The organism is Acidocella sp., assembly GCF_050253495.1.
In the GTDB taxonomy this organism is placed as follows: Bacteria; Pseudomonadota; Alphaproteobacteria; order Acetobacterales; family Acetobacteraceae; genus Acidocella.
Genome location: NZ_JBFWIX010000024.1, coordinates 34678 through 50189 on the forward strand (window position 1 = coordinate 34678; position 15512 = coordinate 50189).

The 15512-nt window shown below is 56.3% G+C and carries 19 protein-coding genes and 1 tRNA gene; 12 read left to right on the top strand and 8 right to left on the bottom strand.

From position 1 onward, the window contains the following. Positions 1–12: 12 nt before the first annotated feature. From AB7D48_RS14855 to purB, 4 genes are all read right to left on the bottom strand, one after another. Entirely contained in the window at positions 13–702 is a 690-nt protein-coding gene (locus tag AB7D48_RS14855; protein WP_427980670.1) for an NRDE family protein, read from the bottom strand. Continuing rightward, positions 695–1339 (bottom strand): NUDIX domain-containing protein, encoded by a 645-nt coding sequence (locus AB7D48_RS14860; RefSeq protein WP_427980673.1) that lies wholly within the window; start codon positions 1337–1339, stop codon positions 695–697. Before AB7D48_RS14860 ends, AB7D48_RS14855 begins: the two co-directional genes overlap by 8 nt. A 30-nt stretch (positions 1340–1369) precedes the next feature. After that, positions 1370–1687, bottom strand: coding sequence for a hypothetical protein (locus tag AB7D48_RS14865; RefSeq protein ID WP_427980675.1), 318 nt, complete (start codon positions 1685–1687; stop codon positions 1370–1372). Positions 1688–1759: 72 nt separating this feature from the next. Then, positions 1760–3091, bottom strand: coding sequence for an adenylosuccinate lyase (purB, locus tag AB7D48_RS14870; protein WP_427980677.1), 1332 nt, complete (start codon positions 3089–3091; stop codon positions 1760–1762). Between the two features lie 89 nt (positions 3092–3180). On the opposite strand from purB, the gene AB7D48_RS14875 reads away from it, so the two are divergent. Beyond that, positions 3181–3780, top strand: a complete 600-nt coding sequence (locus AB7D48_RS14875; RefSeq protein WP_427980680.1) for a YjbE family putative metal transport protein — start codon at positions 3181–3183, stop codon at positions 3778–3780. A 1-nt stretch (position 3781) separates the two neighbouring features. On the opposite strand, the gene AB7D48_RS14880 is transcribed toward AB7D48_RS14875, so the two are convergent. Both AB7D48_RS14880 and AB7D48_RS14885 read right to left on the bottom strand, forming a co-directional pair. Further along, positions 3782–4438, bottom strand: coding sequence for a 2OG-Fe(II) oxygenase (locus tag AB7D48_RS14880; RefSeq protein ID WP_427980683.1), 657 nt, complete (start codon positions 4436–4438; stop codon positions 3782–3784). Continuing rightward, entirely contained in the window at positions 4431–5054 is a 624-nt protein-coding gene (locus tag AB7D48_RS14885) for a 2OG-Fe(II) oxygenase (RefSeq protein ID WP_427980685.1), read from the bottom strand. Before AB7D48_RS14885 ends, AB7D48_RS14880 begins: the two co-directional genes overlap by 8 nt. A 113-nt stretch (positions 5055–5167) precedes the next feature. On the opposite strand from AB7D48_RS14885, the gene AB7D48_RS14890 reads away from it, so the two are divergent. The 6 genes from AB7D48_RS14890 to AB7D48_RS14915 all read left to right on the top strand — a co-directional run bounded on the left by AB7D48_RS14890 (position 5168) and on the right by AB7D48_RS14915 (position 8709). Then, the gene (locus tag AB7D48_RS14890; RefSeq protein WP_427980688.1) at positions 5168–5746 is read left to right on the top strand and encodes a PilZ domain-containing protein; all 579 of its coding nucleotides are present in this window, start codon (positions 5168–5170) and stop codon (positions 5744–5746) included. Positions 5747–5850: 104 nt separating this feature from the next. Beyond that, positions 5851–6312, top strand: coding sequence for a DUF192 domain-containing protein (locus AB7D48_RS14895; RefSeq protein ID WP_427980712.1), 462 nt, complete (start codon positions 5851–5853; stop codon positions 6310–6312). A gap of 15 nt (positions 6313–6327) precedes the next feature. Further along, positions 6328–6404 (top strand) — tRNA-Pro (locus AB7D48_RS14900). Positions 6405–6420: 16 nt separating this feature from the next. Then, positions 6421–6726, top strand: coding sequence for an ETC complex I subunit (locus AB7D48_RS14905; RefSeq protein WP_427980691.1), 306 nt, complete (start codon positions 6421–6423; stop codon positions 6724–6726). 121 nt (positions 6727–6847) lie between these two features. Continuing rightward, on the top strand, positions 6848–7699 hold the full coding sequence (gene kdsA, locus AB7D48_RS14910; protein WP_427980714.1) for a 3-deoxy-8-phosphooctulonate synthase: 852 nt from the start codon (positions 6848–6850) through the stop codon (positions 7697–7699). An 8-nt stretch (positions 7700–7707) separates the two neighbouring features. Further along, entirely contained in the window at positions 7708–8709 is a 1002-nt protein-coding gene (locus AB7D48_RS14915) for a KpsF/GutQ family sugar-phosphate isomerase (RefSeq protein WP_427980717.1), read from the top strand. 23 nt (positions 8710–8732) lie between these two features. Here the strand turns inward: AB7D48_RS14915 and AB7D48_RS14920 are convergent, their stop codons facing one another. After that, entirely contained in the window at positions 8733–8930 is a 198-nt protein-coding gene (locus AB7D48_RS14920) for a hypothetical protein (RefSeq protein ID WP_427980693.1), read from the bottom strand. Between the two features lie 183 nt (positions 8931–9113). Continuing rightward, the gene (locus AB7D48_RS14925) at positions 9114–9815 is read right to left on the bottom strand and encodes a hypothetical protein (protein WP_427980696.1); all 702 of its coding nucleotides are present in this window, start codon (positions 9813–9815) and stop codon (positions 9114–9116) included. An 83-nt stretch (positions 9816–9898) separates the two neighbouring features. Here AB7D48_RS14925 and AB7D48_RS14930 point away from each other — a divergent pair, with 83 nt between their 5' ends. The 5 genes from AB7D48_RS14930 to AB7D48_RS14950 all read left to right on the top strand — a co-directional run bounded on the left by AB7D48_RS14930 (position 9899) and on the right by AB7D48_RS14950 (position 15305). Beyond that, positions 9899–10801 carry a YicC/YloC family endoribonuclease gene (locus AB7D48_RS14930; protein ID WP_427980698.1) on the top strand — a complete coding sequence of 301 codons (903 nt, stop codon included), beginning with the start codon at positions 9899–9901 and terminating at the stop codon, positions 10799–10801. Then, positions 10794–11405: a guanylate kinase gene (gmk, locus tag AB7D48_RS14935; RefSeq protein ID WP_427980701.1), complete on the top strand. Its 612-nt coding sequence runs from the start codon at positions 10794–10796 to the stop codon at positions 11403–11405. Before AB7D48_RS14930 ends, gmk begins: the two co-directional genes overlap by 8 nt. Positions 11406–11525: 120 nt before the next feature. Then, on the top strand, positions 11526–14261 hold the full coding sequence (gene gyrA / locus AB7D48_RS14940; protein WP_427980703.1) for a DNA gyrase subunit A: 2736 nt from the start codon (positions 11526–11528) through the stop codon (positions 14259–14261). Then, on the top strand, positions 14254–14760 hold the full coding sequence (gene coaD, locus AB7D48_RS14945) for a pantetheine-phosphate adenylyltransferase (RefSeq protein WP_427980706.1): 507 nt from the start codon (positions 14254–14256) through the stop codon (positions 14758–14760). Before gyrA ends, coaD begins: the two co-directional genes overlap by 8 nt. A 56-nt stretch (positions 14761–14816) precedes the next feature. Then, positions 14817–15305: a peptidylprolyl isomerase gene (locus tag AB7D48_RS14950; protein WP_427980720.1), complete on the top strand. Its 489-nt coding sequence runs from the start codon at positions 14817–14819 to the stop codon at positions 15303–15305. Positions 15306–15512: the final 207 nt, after the last annotated feature.

A 15512-nucleotide genomic window follows, 5' to 3' on the forward strand; every position in this document is an offset into this window, starting at 1 on the left:
GGCAAGCTTGTTTTAGGGCCAGAAGATACGATGGAAGGAAGCTTGATCGGGTGGACCGGCGGCAAAAGCATATTCGGGTGGAGCAGAGCGCGGCAATCTAACGGACATGGCGCATATTGTGCCAAATCCTCCAGGAGTAGCCGGGATATTCAGCTGTTCGGCCCGGCTGCCATCGCGGTCGGCCAGAAGATGTGGCCATTCCAGCGGATTTGCAGCACGAAAGCGCGGTAAATGCCGTGCTATCCGGGGTATGTTCATGTCATTGGGATCCCCCGATGTGATCATGGTCACACCTTGAGAGAGGGGAGTAAGCGCGGGGAGGCCGTGTTCTTGCCCGTGTAATAGAAAAGCGCCTTGTGAATCGGCGAGGACAAGGTTGAAGCTACGGTAATGCCGTGTGTTGAGCGTTGCCATGTATGTCGCGGCCTGGCCGGCTTGCTCATGCGCCAGTGCCAGGAGAGGTAAACCACCCCGGCTGGTTTTGCCCGGTGCTGGCCCGAGCGTTCCATCTCTGTTCAGCAATGCGGCAAAAACGCCATGTCGGTTCAAGGCCGCCCATGTGCCTCCGCCCAGCCTGTCACGGCCGCCATGAATGCCAGGCCAATATTCCGCCGGTTTATCCCAGAGGCGGTCTGTCATCTCATCGCGGTTGGCGGCGATCGTGACACCGTCAGAGCCGATATGAAGAATGATGCTACACATCAAGCGCGGCGCGGATCATGTCGTAATGGTCTGGCACGGCTAACTCATCGGCTCCGACATCGCGGGCGCGCCGGATTGTGATGGCGGTGGCATCGTCGCCGGCTTCCAGGGGAATAGAGTGCAAGTCACCATGGATTTTAACCCTAAACCCAAGCGTGGAGACCGTGAAAAGTTCGTCCTTGCGCACAGGGGTGCCGGGAAGGTTGTTCCAGGCGCGGCGTATGTCGAAAGGGCGCTCATGTCGGCGGTGGCCAAGCTGCGTGATTTCGGCTTTTGCCAATAGGATGGACGAAATTCCGGTCTCTTCGGTTGCTTCCCGAAGGGCCGCTAGGCGGGATTGTTCGACGCCTTTTGCGCCGTCCGAGTCAAGTAAACCGCCCGGTAATGCCTGCTTGCCCTGCCCAGGGGCATGCCGACGGGTGATTAGAACGATCTGTCCAAGATCATCAAGCAGGACGCAATCCGCCGCATGGCAAAGCCAGACACGAGTGACATGGCCGCCAGGCAACTCCAGAAGCCCTAGATCATTGGCCACAGCGGTCGGTTCATCGGGAAAGCGGCCTGCCCGGCATCTATGCGCGATTTCCGTCTGCAACGGTGTCGAGACCAGCATGTGGTCCTGAAAAATTTCAGCCATGCCGCATATTTAGGGGGTTGAACCTGCTGGTCAAACGACCTGCAATTGCTCGGTCGTTGCCGCCTCTTTCTGATCGGCAAGGTGCGGTCTTGACGGTTTAGGAGGAGCGTTGCGCGCCATGCCGATGCAGCCCCCGACGATCAATGCCAGAAGCAATCCCGCAAAGCTGCCTCCGAATAGCAATGCCATCCACATGCCTTGTCCGAGCATGGAAGCCTGAGCCAGGTTTTCAGGCCAATTCCAACCCTGCCTGGCTGCTAGCTCATAGCTGAACGAGCTAGGCTCGAACAAAAATATGAGCGATGCGGCGAATAACGACAAAAGTAGGAAGAAGGCGGTTTTCTGCATTCGTTCAAATTGCCCAAAAACTTTCAAAGGCCAAGATATATTTATCAGGAAACGCCGTGCTGGCCGAGTGCTTTAGCCGAAGACCCGCTGGAAGATCGTCTCGACATGGGCGTGGTGCATTTCAGCGCTCATGGCCTTGTCGATGACGGTTTCAGAGACGCGTCCAGCCACTTCCGGATCGGCGAGAAGATTTTCACGGAAGGTTTTGGCATCCTCCCGGCCAAGTTTCGTCCAAGTCGCCATGGCGTTACGCTGGACGATTTTATAAGCATCTTCACGAAGGATGCCAGCCTTGGCCAGGGCCAGCAGAACCTCGCCGGAATGCACCACACCCCCCAGGCTTTCCACATTGGCGGCCATCTGTTCCGGGTAGATGGTAAGCTTGTCCATCATGCCGGCCAACCGAACCAAGGCGAAGTCCAGCGTCACCGTTGCGTCTGGACCGATGCCACGCTCCACTGAGGAATGAGAAATGTCGCGTTCATGCCAGAGGGTGACATTCTCCAGGGCGGGAATAACGGCGGCGCGGACCAACCGGGCCAGACCGCAGAGATTTTCGGACAGCACCGGGTTGCGCTTGTGTGGCATGGCGGAGCTGCCTTTTTGCCCGGCATGGAAGAATTCCTCAGCTTCGCGGACCTCTGAGCGCTGCAAATGGCGCACCTCCGTAGCCAAGCGTTCGACGCCGGAGGCGGTTACCGCCAGTGCCGCGAAAAAAGCCGCGTGACGGTCCCGTGGAATGACCTGGGTCGAGACCGGCTCGGGCTTTAAGCCAAGTTTTTTGGCCACGAATTCTTCCACCCGCGGGTCGACATGCGCGAATGTCCCCACCGCGCCGGAAATGGCACAAGTCGCAATTTCCTCTCGCGCGGTGATCAGGCGTTGCTTGTTTCGTGCAAATTCAGCGTAATGCCCAGCCAGCTTAAGACCAAAACTTGTCGGTTCGGCATGGATGCCATGGCTGCGGCCTATGGTTAGCGTATATTTATGTTCAAGAGCCCGTTTCTTTAGTGCTTCCAGAACCTTATCCAGATCTTCCAGCAGCAGGTCGGCGGCTTGGGCCAATTGTATGGCCAAGCATGTGTCCAATACGTCCGAAGAGGTCAGCCCGAGATGAACAAACCGGCTGTTCTCACCGATTCTCTTGGCTAGCCAGGTCAGAAACGCGATCACGTCATGGCGGGTTTCGGCTTCGATCGCATCGATTTCCGCCGTGTCGACTTCGGTGAAGGCCGCCATGGCCACGTCGCCTTTTGCACGGATTTCCCTTGCCGCTTCCATCGGGATAGCGCCATGCTCAGCCATGGCTTCACAGGCGCAAGCCTCGATTTCAAACCAGATCCGGTATTTGTTTTCTTGCGTCCAGATGGCGGCGGCCTGGGGACGGGTATAACGAGGGATCATCGGGTTACTCCTGGCGGCAAACTTTGGGCATGGCCTAAAGCCGTGGAAACACGTTGACAAGCCGCCTGGAGCGAGGACAGTTCCAAAGCATGGACATACTCAGTTTCACCACCATCCTGATCCAAATATTATTGATCGATCTGGTGTTGGCTGGGGACAATGCCATCGTGATCGGCTTAGCCGTGGCGCGGCTGAAGCCGGAGCAGCGGCGTGTTGCCATTCTCATCGGCATTATCGGCGCCACGGTCATCCGAGTCGCCTTTGCCCTAGTCGCGGTGAAGCTGCTGGCCATTGTGGGGCTTACCTTGGCGGGCGGCATATTGCTTCTCTGGGTGGTCTGGAAATCCGCTCGGGAGCTTTATGCCCAGGGTCGGGAGGCGGCCGAGGAGCAAGGAGCCGCACCGGCCGGCATGGGAGCCGCGATATGGAAAATCATCATCGCGGACATCTCAATGAGCCTCGACAATGTTCTGGCTGTCGCCGGCGCGGCAAGGGAACATCCCGTGCTTTTAGGAATAGGCTTGGTGGTTTCGGTGGGATTGATGGGGATTGCCGCTGGATTGGTAGCGCGCATCATGCAGCGCTACCCTTGGGTTGCCTGGATTGGGATCGCCATCGTGTTTTACGTTGCCTTGCACATGATCTGGGAAGGCTGGCACCAGATCGTGCCATATTTGCCCAGTATCTAGGTCAAGCGATAGGGGTGGCGGGAAAGGCGAGTTCGTGTCTGGCCCGCCATTCCGGGGTCACGTAATTGATAATTAGGGTGCGTCTGACACCGGTTATCCGTCGTTTTTCAAATCCATGCCAAGTATTTTGACCTGGTACGAAGATCAACCCGTGGTTGTGTCCGGCTGGGGCGGGGCCTCGCTTTTGAGTTGGATTGTCATAGATGTCCGTTCCCCAGTCTTCCCCGGGGGGAGCATCGTTTAGATAAATCAGCATTGTGAAGAGTTTTGCCCCAATATCGGTATGGGGCTCTAACCAGAAACCATCCGTGTCCAGGCAGTACTCGACTCGCAGAAAGCTGCCTTTCAGCGTCGCGCCCGTCAGAGCCTGAAGATTGGCGACGCAGTCGCGGCTCTGCAATGCCGCCGTCAGGGCTGCACAGACCGGAAAATGTTGCTGCTGCGCGTGGGAGAAGAATAAGCGGCTGGAATTATGGGTTTCACGGCGGCCTTGCGTATCCATGATCGCCGGGGGCTCAAGGGGAAGGGAACAGATTTTATCCAGCGTGGCGTCGGGCAAGGCATCGTTCAGGAGCCAGTGCCGATAAGGCGAGGCCAGAAACCTGGCGGTTGCGAAACTCGCGAGAAGGTTTGCCCTCGGATTGATGGATTCAGGCATAATTCAGCAATTTCTTGGCTTGGGCGGACAGGCGGTGACGCATCAACTCGCGTTGAGCGGCGAGGCTGCCCGCCATCCAGTTGATCATTATATAGCGGCGCACGCCGACATAAGGTTCATGCCCATGGAATGAATTATGCGTACGTTGGAACGCGACCAGGGTACCCAGGGCGGGCGGCACTTCGGTGATCATGTCATTCAGGTCCGTGCCACTACGCAGCAGGCGTAAACGTCCTCCCTGGTCCTGCCAATCCTTGTTAAAATAGAGTAAGGCGGTGACGAGTTTGGCTTCGCTATCTGTGTGGATGCGCCCGTCTCTCTCCTGGGCCCGGCCACGAATCGTTATCATCGTCGGGCGCCCGGTGAGGTCGATTCCGAATTTTTCGGAAAAAGCCGCGGTGAGCTCTGGCCGGGTTAGTTCATCGACCAAGCCCTTGATAACAGGGCCAGGTTTGGTTGCCTCGACCGGAAGCAGGCCCGCATGCTCGATTGCCGGAAAATCCCGCAATGCGGCGTCAGCCTGACCGGAGGCGATGAAATCCTTCACGACCAGATGCTTGAAGGGGGCCGTGTTCAATGTTGTGCGCCGGAAGGCTTGAATGTCCAAAATCGGCATGTAAAGGCGTCCCAGAAAATAGATTTTCCGCCTATGTCCGAATGCCACGCGGCCTCATTGACCTAGATCAAGATCGATTTTCAGGCTTCAGCCTCCATTAACCATTCGCTTGCATGAATGAAGCATCTGACGCGGTGCCGCTGGCTGCCAAGCCGTGTCTTGGACATAACGTGCTGCGCAAAGGATCGGAGATGCTGTCTGGCAAATCATATCCCCACTCGCTCAAGGCGGGGGACGCACCTCAGTCCAGTTTTGCTGATAGACGGAATACGGCACGGACCCCGGTCATTAAAAGCGCGAAACTGATTGTGGGGGAGGGGTATAGCCGGGGTATCTATAATTGCCTTGTTCTGGACGAATCAGCGGGAGGTGTTCTGATCGACCTTGGTACCCTTTTCAATCTGCCGGACGAGGTCGTTTTTCATATGGTTGGCGGGGCGATGCGTCGTGCCAAACGCCGTTGGACGGCTGGCAGCAAGGTGGGGTTGGAATTTGTCGGTGAGCATTTGGTTTCCGCTGAGACCACTCATGACATGGCGGAAATCGCCAGATTGATTCGTGCGCAAGGTCTGCTTGCCGGGGTTTCCGCGCTAAGGGCTCGGCATTTTTTCAAACAAAACCAACTCCAAGAGATGGCTGAGGCTGCGGAGGCCGCATATATCAGGCTTGAGGCTATGCTGAAGGGGCAATAGGCCAAAATATTTTCAGCTTGTGGTTCAAGCTTGCCTTGAACCGGCCTCTTCGGCACATAGGCACGGCACGGAGGGGTTGCATGAAGATTTTTACTCCGGCCTTGGTGGCCGGTTTGCTGGTGGCTAGTCAGGCTTTGGCGCAGCCGGTGAATGACGACCCAACGGGGCCGCAGCCCAAGCTGCCAACCGAGCAGCTGACAATCAAGACAGCTTCCGGGGATATGTACCATTTTACCGTCGAGTTGCCGACCACGCAGCAGGAGCAGACGACCGGGGAGATGTTCCGTACCGATATCCCCGCCGATCAAGGCATGTTGTTTGTCTGGCCGAAACCACAGATCTCCGAAATGTGGATGAAGAATTGTCCCGTACCGGAAGACATGGTTTTTATAGGCGCCGATGGCACGATTTTGGCGATCGCGGAAAACACCGTTCCTTATTCATTGAGCACCATTTCCTCAGGGGTGCCGGTCAAGGCCACGCTTGAACTAAAAGGTGGGGTGACGGCGGCGGATAATATCAATGTTGGCGATAAGGTGATTGCCAAGCCGTTTTCCGGCGGCTAATGCCGGGAAGCAGTTCGGGGCGTGGCGCAGCCTGGTAGCGCGCTTGTTTTGGGTACAAGAGGCCCCCGGTTCGAATCCGGGCGCCCCGACCAGTTAGGAGTGACTTGCATGAGGGCTCGTATCTTTCTTCCCCCCAAGTCGGCCATGCAGTCTGGGATGGCGCGGACACATCGCTGGGTTCTCCAGTACGAGCCGGAAAAGGCGAAACTTCGTGACCCTTTGATGGGATGGACCGGCTCCGATGATATGCGTCAGCAGATCCGGCTGACTTTTGAAAGCAGGGAGGCCGCCATTGCCTACGCCGAGGCTGAAGGCATTCCCTACGATATTGAAATTCCTGCGAATCGAGCGAAAAAACCGAAATCCTACGCGGATAATTTCAGGGTTGATCGCAAGGAAAACTGGACCCACTGATCAAGGGGGCTGAGAGCGTACGACATAGTTGGGCAAACCAGGACGCCATGCCGCGTGTTCTGGTTTTTTCCCGTTTTATGCGTATATCGGATGGAATTGCTCGCCCATATAAAGGATGAAAATGAATAAGACGGCCATTATGCCCGACGCTGTTGTGGCGGTTTCTGGGGTGCGTTTTGGCAATACGTTGCCGTTGGCTGTGATTGCTGGGCCCTGCCAGATTGAAAGTGCTGCGCATGCGTTTGAGTGCGCCAGTGCATTGAAAGAGATCTGTGAACGCCTTGGCATTGGACTTGTTTTTAAATCCTCTTTCGATAAGGCGAACAGGACCAGCCTGTCCGGTATGCGCGGTGTGGGGCTGGCGGCTTCCTTGCAAATATTCGCGGACATCAAGGCGCGGCTTGGCTTGCCGCTTCTGACGGATGTGCATGAGCGCGAGCAATGCGCCCCTGTCGCCGAAATTGTCGATATATTGCAGATCCCGGCTTTTCTTTGCCGCCAGACAGATCTGTTGGTGGCTGCTGCTGGCACTGGCGCGGTGGTGAATGTTAAAAAGGGGCAGTTTTTGGCCCCCTGGGATATGAAGAATGTTGTCGAAAAGCTAATCCAATCCGGTAATCCGCATGTCATGCTGACCGAACGTGGGACCAGCTTTGGCTACAATACGCTTGTTTCAGATTTTCGGGGGCTGCCGGTTATGGCCTCTTATGGCGCGCCGGTGATTTTCGATGCCACGCATTCGGTTCAACAGCCAGGAGGGCAGGGCGGCTCTTCCGGAGGGCAGAGAGAGTTTGTGCCGGTTTTGGCCCGTGCCGCCGTTGCGGTTGGTGTTGCGGGCTTATTCATTGAAACGCACCCTGACCCTGACCATGCGCCTTCCGACGGGCCGAATATGATCGCGCTCAAGGATTTCGAGGGGTTGCTCGGGAGATTAATGGTTTTTGATGCTCTGGCCAAGGAGCAGAGGCCGTGAGTACCCCGATGGCGGAACAAGATGTGCGTCTTCCTGAAAGGGAAGCGGCTCTGAACCGTATTTTGCATACGATTGATACGGAAATGGACGGGCTCGCGGCCATGCGCGCGGCGCTTGGCAATGGGCTTTCAGAGGCCTTTTACCAATCCGTGAGGGCGATTGAACAAAGCGGTGGCGCTGTGGTCGTCACCGGCATGGGGAAATCGGGTCATGTCGGCCGCAAGATAGCGGCGACCTTGGCCAGTACAGGCACTCATAGTCATTTTGTGCATCCGGCGGAAGCAAGCCATGGCGATCTTGGGATGATCGCGCCGCGGGACGTGGTTTTGGCTTTATCTTGGTCTGGTGAAGCGCCTGAATTAGCCAATATCATCACCTATACGCGCCGTTTCGGAAATAAGCTGATAGCGATAACGTCCAAACCGGATTCCGCGCTGGGGCGCGCGGCTGATATTGGGTTGTTTTTGCCCATGGCGGAAGAGGCTTGTCCGAACGGATTGGCGCCAACCACCAGCACGACCATGCAGCTTGTGGCGGGCGATGTGCTGGCCGTGCTTTTGCTAGAGAGACGCGGTTTTTCTGCTCTTGATTTCCGGCGATACCATCCTGGAGGCAAGTTGGGCGCACAGCTTCTGACCGTTGGGCAAATCATGCATACAGGAGACGAAATGCCCCTGATACGCCAAGGTATGATGTTGTCGCAAGGCATTGTTGAAATGACATCCAAGCGCTTTGGCATCGCCGCCGTGGTGGATGCGGAAGGGAATCTGACAGGTGTTTTGACCGATGGCGACCTGCGCAGGGCATTCCAGGATGGTTTCCGGGATATGCGCGTGGATGCGGCCATGGGGCGACGCCACCCCCCTCAAACGATCACGGCCGACAGTATGGCGGCCCAGGCTTTGGCGCGGATGAGCGATGCCAAGATTACATGCATGTTTGTTGTAAAAGACGCCAAACCCATAGGGGTTTTGCATATCCACGACCTGCTGCGGGCTGGTGTCGCCTGAAATCGTCTCCCGCCAGATTCGCCTTAATGTGCTGTCGTCGGGCGTGTTTGCTCTTCCACGCTTTCTTCAAGGGAGACGGCCTCCACCACCCTGAAATTGGTGCTAGCAGGCGCATGCTTCAGCTCAGTCGTGCGTGAGGGCTCGGTGAGAGAATCGGGAGGCGAGCGGCGAAAACGTGGAACAGCCCAAAGGGTGATGCCGTGCAATATTTTGCTGGCCATGAATTGCACCTCGTAATTACCCTAAGTTGTGGTTTGGTTTATCTGTAGATACGTTGTTTGTTGGCTGGATGATATGGGCCGAATGATTAAAGATTGACTAATAAAATAAAAATTTTTCAATATTATGGGTCTATTAAGATTCTAAGAATTTTGTTTTTGTTGGTTTTGGGTATTGAGGGAATTTTATTCTTTGCGAAGGGTGGCTGAGGCTGGGTAGCCAAACTCAGCCATAAACCCGGCCAAGCGCTGTTCAATCTCCCTTACAGCGTCGTCGGACAGGAAATTCCGCCAACGTCCTTGCGCGCCAGTTCGGCCGCCATGATGGATGTGCCATTGAGTTTCCGTATCAACGAGATCTCCGTTCGTAGGGTTCCGCCAACTTGTCGGCAGGCTTTCAAGCCGTGCGATTTGAGCTTCGACAGCTTGCCGGGTTGAACTCAGCGATAATTTTTGCCTGGCAGCCGGGGATAATACACCATCAAATGCCTGAGCCAGAAGATCGAATGTCTCGGGGCGTTCGGTGAAATTTGCCTCATAAACAAAAAGGAATGATTTGTCGCGTTTCGCGTAACGGCTGCAAAAACAGGCGGATCGCTCAACCTGCCGTAGGGCGTTTGGGAAGTTTTGTCCCATATGCTGCATCAGAGACGTCACGGCATCGCGGGGATCCCGTATGGAGATCAGGATTCTGGCGGAATTTCCCTCCATGAATCTGGCCAGATAGGGGGTCAGATGGTGGGTTTTAACGATGACCTGCCCCGTTGGAAGCCTTGAGAGATGCCATAATGTTTCCAGATAGATGCTTCGGTACAGGGTGGTGGGGGCGAGTTCGGTGGCAACCGCCCGAGCCGCATTGAACAACCATGTCGACGCGCTGGCATACATGCCAAGGCACCACGTAAGCCGGCGTTGAGGAGACTGAGGCGGCATATGGTGAGTTTAGCACTCAACTGCTAAGAGGCCAGTCCATGACAGAAGCTGTACGGATCGTCTCGATGACGGGTTTCGCCCGTTCCCAGGGGGAGCGTGGCCATTGCGCATTGATATGGGAATTGAGGAGCGTGAATGGCCGTGGCTTGGATGTTAAACTGCGGCTTCCGCCAGGGTTGGAGGAGATCGAATTCACCCTGAAGGAGGCGGTGGCGAAGAAACTGAGGCGAGGCAATGTCTCGGGAACCCTTACCCTGAAGCGCGACAATGTGGCGACGATACAGCCTGACATGGTGGCGTTGGAGCGGGTCAAGCAATTGGCCATTGATCTTGCGGATAATATTCCAGGTGCCTTGCCGCCGCGTGCGGAGTTGCTGCTTGCCTTGCCAGGGGTGATGCGCAGCGTCACGCCCCAGGATGAAGGAGAAGAGGAAAAGGCGGCCCTCATTGAGGAGGCTCGGGCCTGTTTTTCTGAGGCTTTGGAGGGGCTTGCCGTAGCCAGGGCGGAAGAAGGGCATAAACTCGCCGGCATCGTTCTCGCTAACCTCAAGGAGATCGAGACGTTGCATGAGCAGGCGCACCTGGAAGCCTCTCGGCAACCGGCGTTGCATCGCGCGCGCTTGACAGCTCAAGTCGCGGAACTGCTGGCTGGGGCTCAGGGGGTGTCCGAGGAAAGGCTCGCGCAGGAGATCGCGCTGCTGGCGACCAAATCGGATGTCCGTGAGGAGCTGGATCGTCTTTCCGCTCATATCTCCGCGGCGAGAAGCTTGTTGACGGAGGGGGGAGGCATTGGGCGGAAGTTCGACTTCCTGATGCAAGAGTTTAACCGGGAAGCCAATACATTGTGCAGTAAGTCGGCTTCGACCGAGCTGACGAATATTGGCCTCGCATTGAAGGCTGCTATCGAGCAATTGCGTGAACAGGTGCAAAACATTGAATAGGAGAGGTCTTTGTCTCGTGTTGGCGGCTCCCTCAGGTGCCGGTAAGACGACTCTTTCCAGGGCCTTGTTGGAGATTGATGACCAACTCTCTCTCTCGGTGAGTGTCACCACGCGTGAGCGCCGGCCCGGCGAGAAGGAAGGAAAGCATTATTTCTTCATCCCGCAGGAACGTTTCGACGAAATGGTGGAAAAGGGCCAGTTGTTGGAATATGCGCGCGTTTTTGGCCGCTCATATGGTACGCCACGTGGGCCGGTGGAAGAGGCGTTACGAGCGGGGCGCGATGTCATGTTCGATATTGACTGGCAGGGCTTCAGGCAGTTGCGGGCAGGGCTTGGCGATGATGTGGTGGGTGTGTTCATCAAGCCTCCATCCTTGGAGATTTTGCATAACCGTTTGGTCAAACGTGGAGACAGCCCGGAGCAAGTTGCTAGCCGCATGGCGCATGCGGCGGCCGAGATCAGCCACGCCCAGGAATTCGATTACATTGTTGAGAATCGTGATCTCGACATTGCCCTGGCCGATATACGCGCCATTCTGCGCGCGAGCCGCTTGCAAACCAAACGCCAAGCAGGTGTTCGGGGAGCGGGGGAGGATGATTTGTAAAGCCGTTGGGCGCATGCTATAAATTCTTCAGAATGCGGAAAAATTTTGTGATTAAAATCAAGGCTTTGGCGTTGTCCGTGCTATTCACCGGCAACCATAACCGCGACTCTTTGAGCTGACATGAACGATATGACTGACGAGCCCGGCGCCTCCCCCTTGGCTCCCCGGGGGCAGGAGCCTGTTTCAATTGAGCAGGAGATGCGTAAATCCTATCTGGATTACGCAATGTCCGTCATTGTTTCGCGCGCGCTTCCCGATGCGCGGGATGGTCTGAAGCCGGTTCACCGCCGCATTTTGTATGCGATGAACGAAGCGAACAACACGCCGGACAAACCCTACCGTAAATCCGCTCGCATGACTGGTGACGTGCTGGGTAAATACCATCCGCATGGCGACCAAGCGGTATATCTGGCCGGCGTGCGGCTGGCTCAGGGTTTCTCCATGCGCTTGCCGTTGATCGACGGGCAGGGGAATTTTGGCTCTATCGACGGAGATAATCCCGCCGCGTCTCGTTATACTGAAATGCGTTTGGCGCCGCCGGCAATGCTGCTATTGGCGGATATCGACAAGGATACTGTCGATTTCCAGTCGAACTACGATGAAAGTGAGCAAGAACCGAGAGTTCTCCCCGCGGCTTTCCCGAACCTGCTGATCAATGGCTCAAATGGCATTGCCGTTGGCATGGCCACGAATATCCCACCGCATAATCCGACAGAGATCATGGATGCGGTGCTTGCGATGATTTCCAACCCGGAGATCACGTTGGAAGAGCTGATGAAGATCGTGCCCGGTCCAGATTTTCCGACGGCGGGTATCATCCTCGGCCGCTCTGGAATCCGTAACGCCTTTGAGACGGGCAAGGGCTCGATCATCATGCGCGCGCGCGCGGTAATCGAGGAAATTCGCAAGGACCGCGAAGCGATCATCGTTACGGAAATTCCGTACCAGGTGAATAAATCCACATTGCTGGAACGTATCGCCGATCTTGTTCGCGCCAAGGAAATCGAGGGCATTGCGGATCTGCGCGATGAATCGGACCGTGAGGGCATGCGCATTGTCGTCGAACTCAAGCGCGATGCGACCGGTGAGGTGGTGCTGAACCAGCTCTATCGTCTGACCCAGCTGCAGCAGAGTTTCGGCATCAATATGCTCGCGCTGGACCGGGGCAAGCCCCGTCAAATGGGCCTCAAGGAGCTTCTCGGCCTGTTTATTGAATTTCGGGAAGAAGTGATCCTTCGCCGGGCCCGGTTCGATCTTAACAAGGCACGGGACCGTGCGCATCTGCTGATCGGTCTTGGTATCGCCGTTGCGAATATCGACGAAGTCATAAGGATCATCCGGACCGCGCCGGACTCCAATACGGCGCGCACGGCGCTGATGGAACGTAGCTGGCCGGTGGAGAACGTGCTGCCATTGCTGGCTTTGGTGGATGATGCCGGAAATGCTGTTTCCGAAGCGCATACCATCCATCTTACCGATGCCCAGGCGCGCGGGATTCTGGAATTGCGTCTTGCGCGCCTCACGGGGTTGGAACGCGAGAAGATTCAGTCGGAACTGGCGGAAGTTGCCGAGAGGATCAAGGAATATCTGGAAATCATCGGCAGCCGCATCCGCCGCTTGGAGGTCATGCAAAGCGAGATTGTCATCGCGCGCGACAAGATCGCCAGCCCGCGCCTGTCTTCCATCGAGGATGTTGATGCGGATCTTGACGATGAGAGTCTGATTGAACCGGGTCAGATGGTGATCACCCTCACCCGCGACGGTTTCATTAAACGCACGCCTTTGGATGTGTTCCGTCAGCAAAATCGTGGTGGGCGTGGGCGTTCGGCGGCGGCAACACGTGGGGATGACATTGTCACCCGCAGCTTCAACGCCCATACACATCAGTTCGTGCTGTTTTTCTCCTCGGGCGGAAAAGTGTACCGGGAGAAAGTGTGGAGACTGCCCGAGGCGGCCGCCAATACCAAGGGGCGGGCCTTGGTCAATCTTTTGCCCGAGCTTGGTTCCGATCAGATCACCACGGTGCTGCCCTTGCCGCAGGATGAAACACTGTGGGAAAATCTGCATCTGGTCTTCGCGACTTCGTCGGGCAATGTGCGGCGTAACAAGCTTGCCGATTTCAGAAATGTCCGTGCCTCGGGGCTCATCGCCATGAAGCTGGATGAAGGCGATCATCTGATTGGTGTTGCCACGTGCCGGGACGGGGACGATGTTTTCCTTGCCACCAAGCGCGGGCGCTGTATCCGTTTCCAGATCACGGATGAGACATTGCGTGTTTTTTCCGGGCGTGACTCAACTGGCGTGCGTGGCATCCGCTTGGCGCAGTCTGACGAGGTGATGAGCCTTTGCGTGTTGCGGCATGTCGAAGCCAGTGTGGAAGAGCGTGCCGCTTACTTGAAGCAGCGCAATAGCGTGGTGGAAGATGCGGGGGAAGCCGTGGAAGAGGGAGAAGAGGCGGTGGCCGACTTGTCTCTTTCCGAGGAAAAGATCCATGAATTGGCGGAAGCGGAGGAGATCTTGCTGACCGTTACTGATTCAGGTTTCGGCAAGCGCTCCTCGGCTTACGAATATCGCGTGACGGGCCGTGGCGGTCAGGGGGTGGCGAATATTACACTGAATGCCAAGCGCAACGGCAATGCCGTGGCGGCGAGCTTTGCGGTTAAACCAGGTGACGACGTGATGCTGGTGACTGATGGCGGTCGTCTCATCCGTGTGCCGGCGGATCAGGTGAGGTTGACAGGCCGAACGGCGATGGGCGTGACATTGTTCCGTCTTGACGAAGATGAGCGGGTCACCAGTGTTTTCCCCGTTCTCGAGGAAGATCAGCCCGACCAGGAGGAGGTCGTGGATGATTGAGCGGGTCGCGCTTTATCCGGGAACTTTCGATCCGATCACCAATGGGCATATCGACATCATCACGCGGGCGGCGAAGTTGGTCGACCGGTTGGTCATTGGCGTGGCGGTGAATGTCGGCAAAGGGCCGATTTTTTCCCTGGAAGAGCGCGTGGCACTTGTGCAGGCCGAAGTTGAGCCTGTCGCGAAAAAGGCGGGGATTGAAGTTGAGGTCCGTCCCTTTTCGACATTGTTGATCGATTTTGCCAAAGATGTTGGGGCGCGGATGATCTTTCGTGGTTTGCGCGCTGTGTCCGATTTTGATTATGAATTCCAGATGGCGGGTATGAATTACCGGCTGGATTCCGAGATAGAGACAGTGTTTTTGATGGCCAGCGAGCGCCACCAATTCATTTCATCTCGTTTTGTGAAGGATATTGCTTCGTTTGGAGGGGATATTTCTTCTTTCGTGCCGAAGCTGACAAATGAGAAAACACAGGCAAAATTGAAGGGAAACGCATGACCAGCCGCCGCACCTTTATGACAGCCACAACTGCTACATTGCTGACGGGAGTTACCATGAGCGACGCGATGGCCGAAACCACGGCCTCCAATAACCTTAAAATGACGCTGAAATATGGTGAAGTCACCATCACATTGCGTCCTGATCTGGCCCCTTTGGCTTCCGAGCGGTTGCGCACGTTGACCGCGCAGGGTTTTTATAATGGCTGTAAATTCTTTCGTGTGATCGCGGGCTTCATGGCGCAAACTGGCGATCCGACCAACACAGGCACGGGCGGAAGCCAACTACCTGACCTGCCGGCTGAATTTACCCAGGATGCAAGCTTTCTCACCGGCACGGTGGGCATGGCGCGCACGCAGGATCCGAATTCCGCCAACAGCCAATTTTTCATCTGCTTCGACCCGTGCAGTTGGCTCGATGGGCAATATACCATTGTCGGCCAAGTGACCGCTGGCATGGATGCTGTGCAGCAGATCAAGAAAGGCTCTGGCTCTTCGGGCGCTGTGCAGGATCCGGATTCCATCATTAAGATGGTTGTCGCCTGACCAGCGATTAGCGCATTTCGTCAAAGCGCAGAGAAAAACCCGGAGGGGTAAACCTCCGGGTTTTTTGCGTATGGTATAGACCCGGAAGAACCGGCCGCAAAGGTCGCGCTCCGCGTAGCGGGCGATGACGGGGTCGAGAACGTCCCGCCAGCCATCGGCGCTGTGGACGTTGCCATGGCGCAAGGCGCAGCGCTCCAGCATGCCGAA

Coding starts and splice junctions, on each gene's coding strand:
- AB7D48_RS14855 (WP_427980670.1), bottom strand. CDS start 702: ATGTGTAGCATCATTCTTCATATCGGCTCTGACGGTGTCACGATCGCC.
- AB7D48_RS14860 (WP_427980673.1), bottom strand. CDS start 1,339: ATGGCTGAAATTTTTCAGGACCACATGCTGGTCTCGACACCGTTGCAG.
- AB7D48_RS14865 (WP_427980675.1), bottom strand. CDS start 1,687: ATGCAGAAAACCGCCTTCTTCCTACTTTTGTCGTTATTCGCCGCATCG.
- purB (WP_427980677.1), bottom strand. CDS start 3,091: ATGATCCCTCGTTATACCCGTCCCCAGGCCGCCGCCATCTGGACGCAA.
- AB7D48_RS14875 (WP_427980680.1), top strand. CDS start 3,181: ATGGACATACTCAGTTTCACCACCATCCTGATCCAAATATTATTGATC.
- AB7D48_RS14880 (WP_427980683.1), bottom strand. CDS start 4,438: ATGCCTGAATCCATCAATCCGAGGGCAAACCTTCTCGCGAGTTTCGCA.
- AB7D48_RS14885 (WP_427980685.1), bottom strand. CDS start 5,054: ATGCCGATTTTGGACATTCAAGCCTTCCGGCGCACAACATTGAACACG.
- AB7D48_RS14890 (WP_427980688.1), top strand. CDS start 5,168: ATGAATGAAGCATCTGACGCGGTGCCGCTGGCTGCCAAGCCGTGTCTT.
- AB7D48_RS14905 (WP_427980691.1), top strand. CDS start 6,421: ATGAGGGCTCGTATCTTTCTTCCCCCCAAGTCGGCCATGCAGTCTGGG.
- kdsA (WP_427980714.1), top strand. CDS start 6,848: ATGAATAAGACGGCCATTATGCCCGACGCTGTTGTGGCGGTTTCTGGG.
- AB7D48_RS14915 (WP_427980717.1), top strand. CDS start 7,708: ATGGCGGAACAAGATGTGCGTCTTCCTGAAAGGGAAGCGGCTCTGAAC.
- AB7D48_RS14920 (WP_427980693.1), bottom strand. CDS start 8,930: ATGGCCAGCAAAATATTGCACGGCATCACCCTTTGGGCTGTTCCACGT.
- AB7D48_RS14925 (WP_427980696.1), bottom strand. CDS start 9,815: ATGTATGCCAGCGCGTCGACATGGTTGTTCAATGCGGCTCGGGCGGTT.
- AB7D48_RS14930 (WP_427980698.1), top strand. CDS start 9,899: ATGACAGAAGCTGTACGGATCGTCTCGATGACGGGTTTCGCCCGTTCC.
- gyrA (WP_427980703.1), top strand. CDS start 11,526: ATGAACGATATGACTGACGAGCCCGGCGCCTCCCCCTTGGCTCCCCGG.
- coaD (WP_427980706.1), top strand. CDS start 14,254: ATGATTGAGCGGGTCGCGCTTTATCCGGGAACTTTCGATCCGATCACC.
- AB7D48_RS14950 (WP_427980720.1), top strand. CDS start 14,817: ATGAGCGACGCGATGGCCGAAACCACGGCCTCCAATAACCTTAAAATG.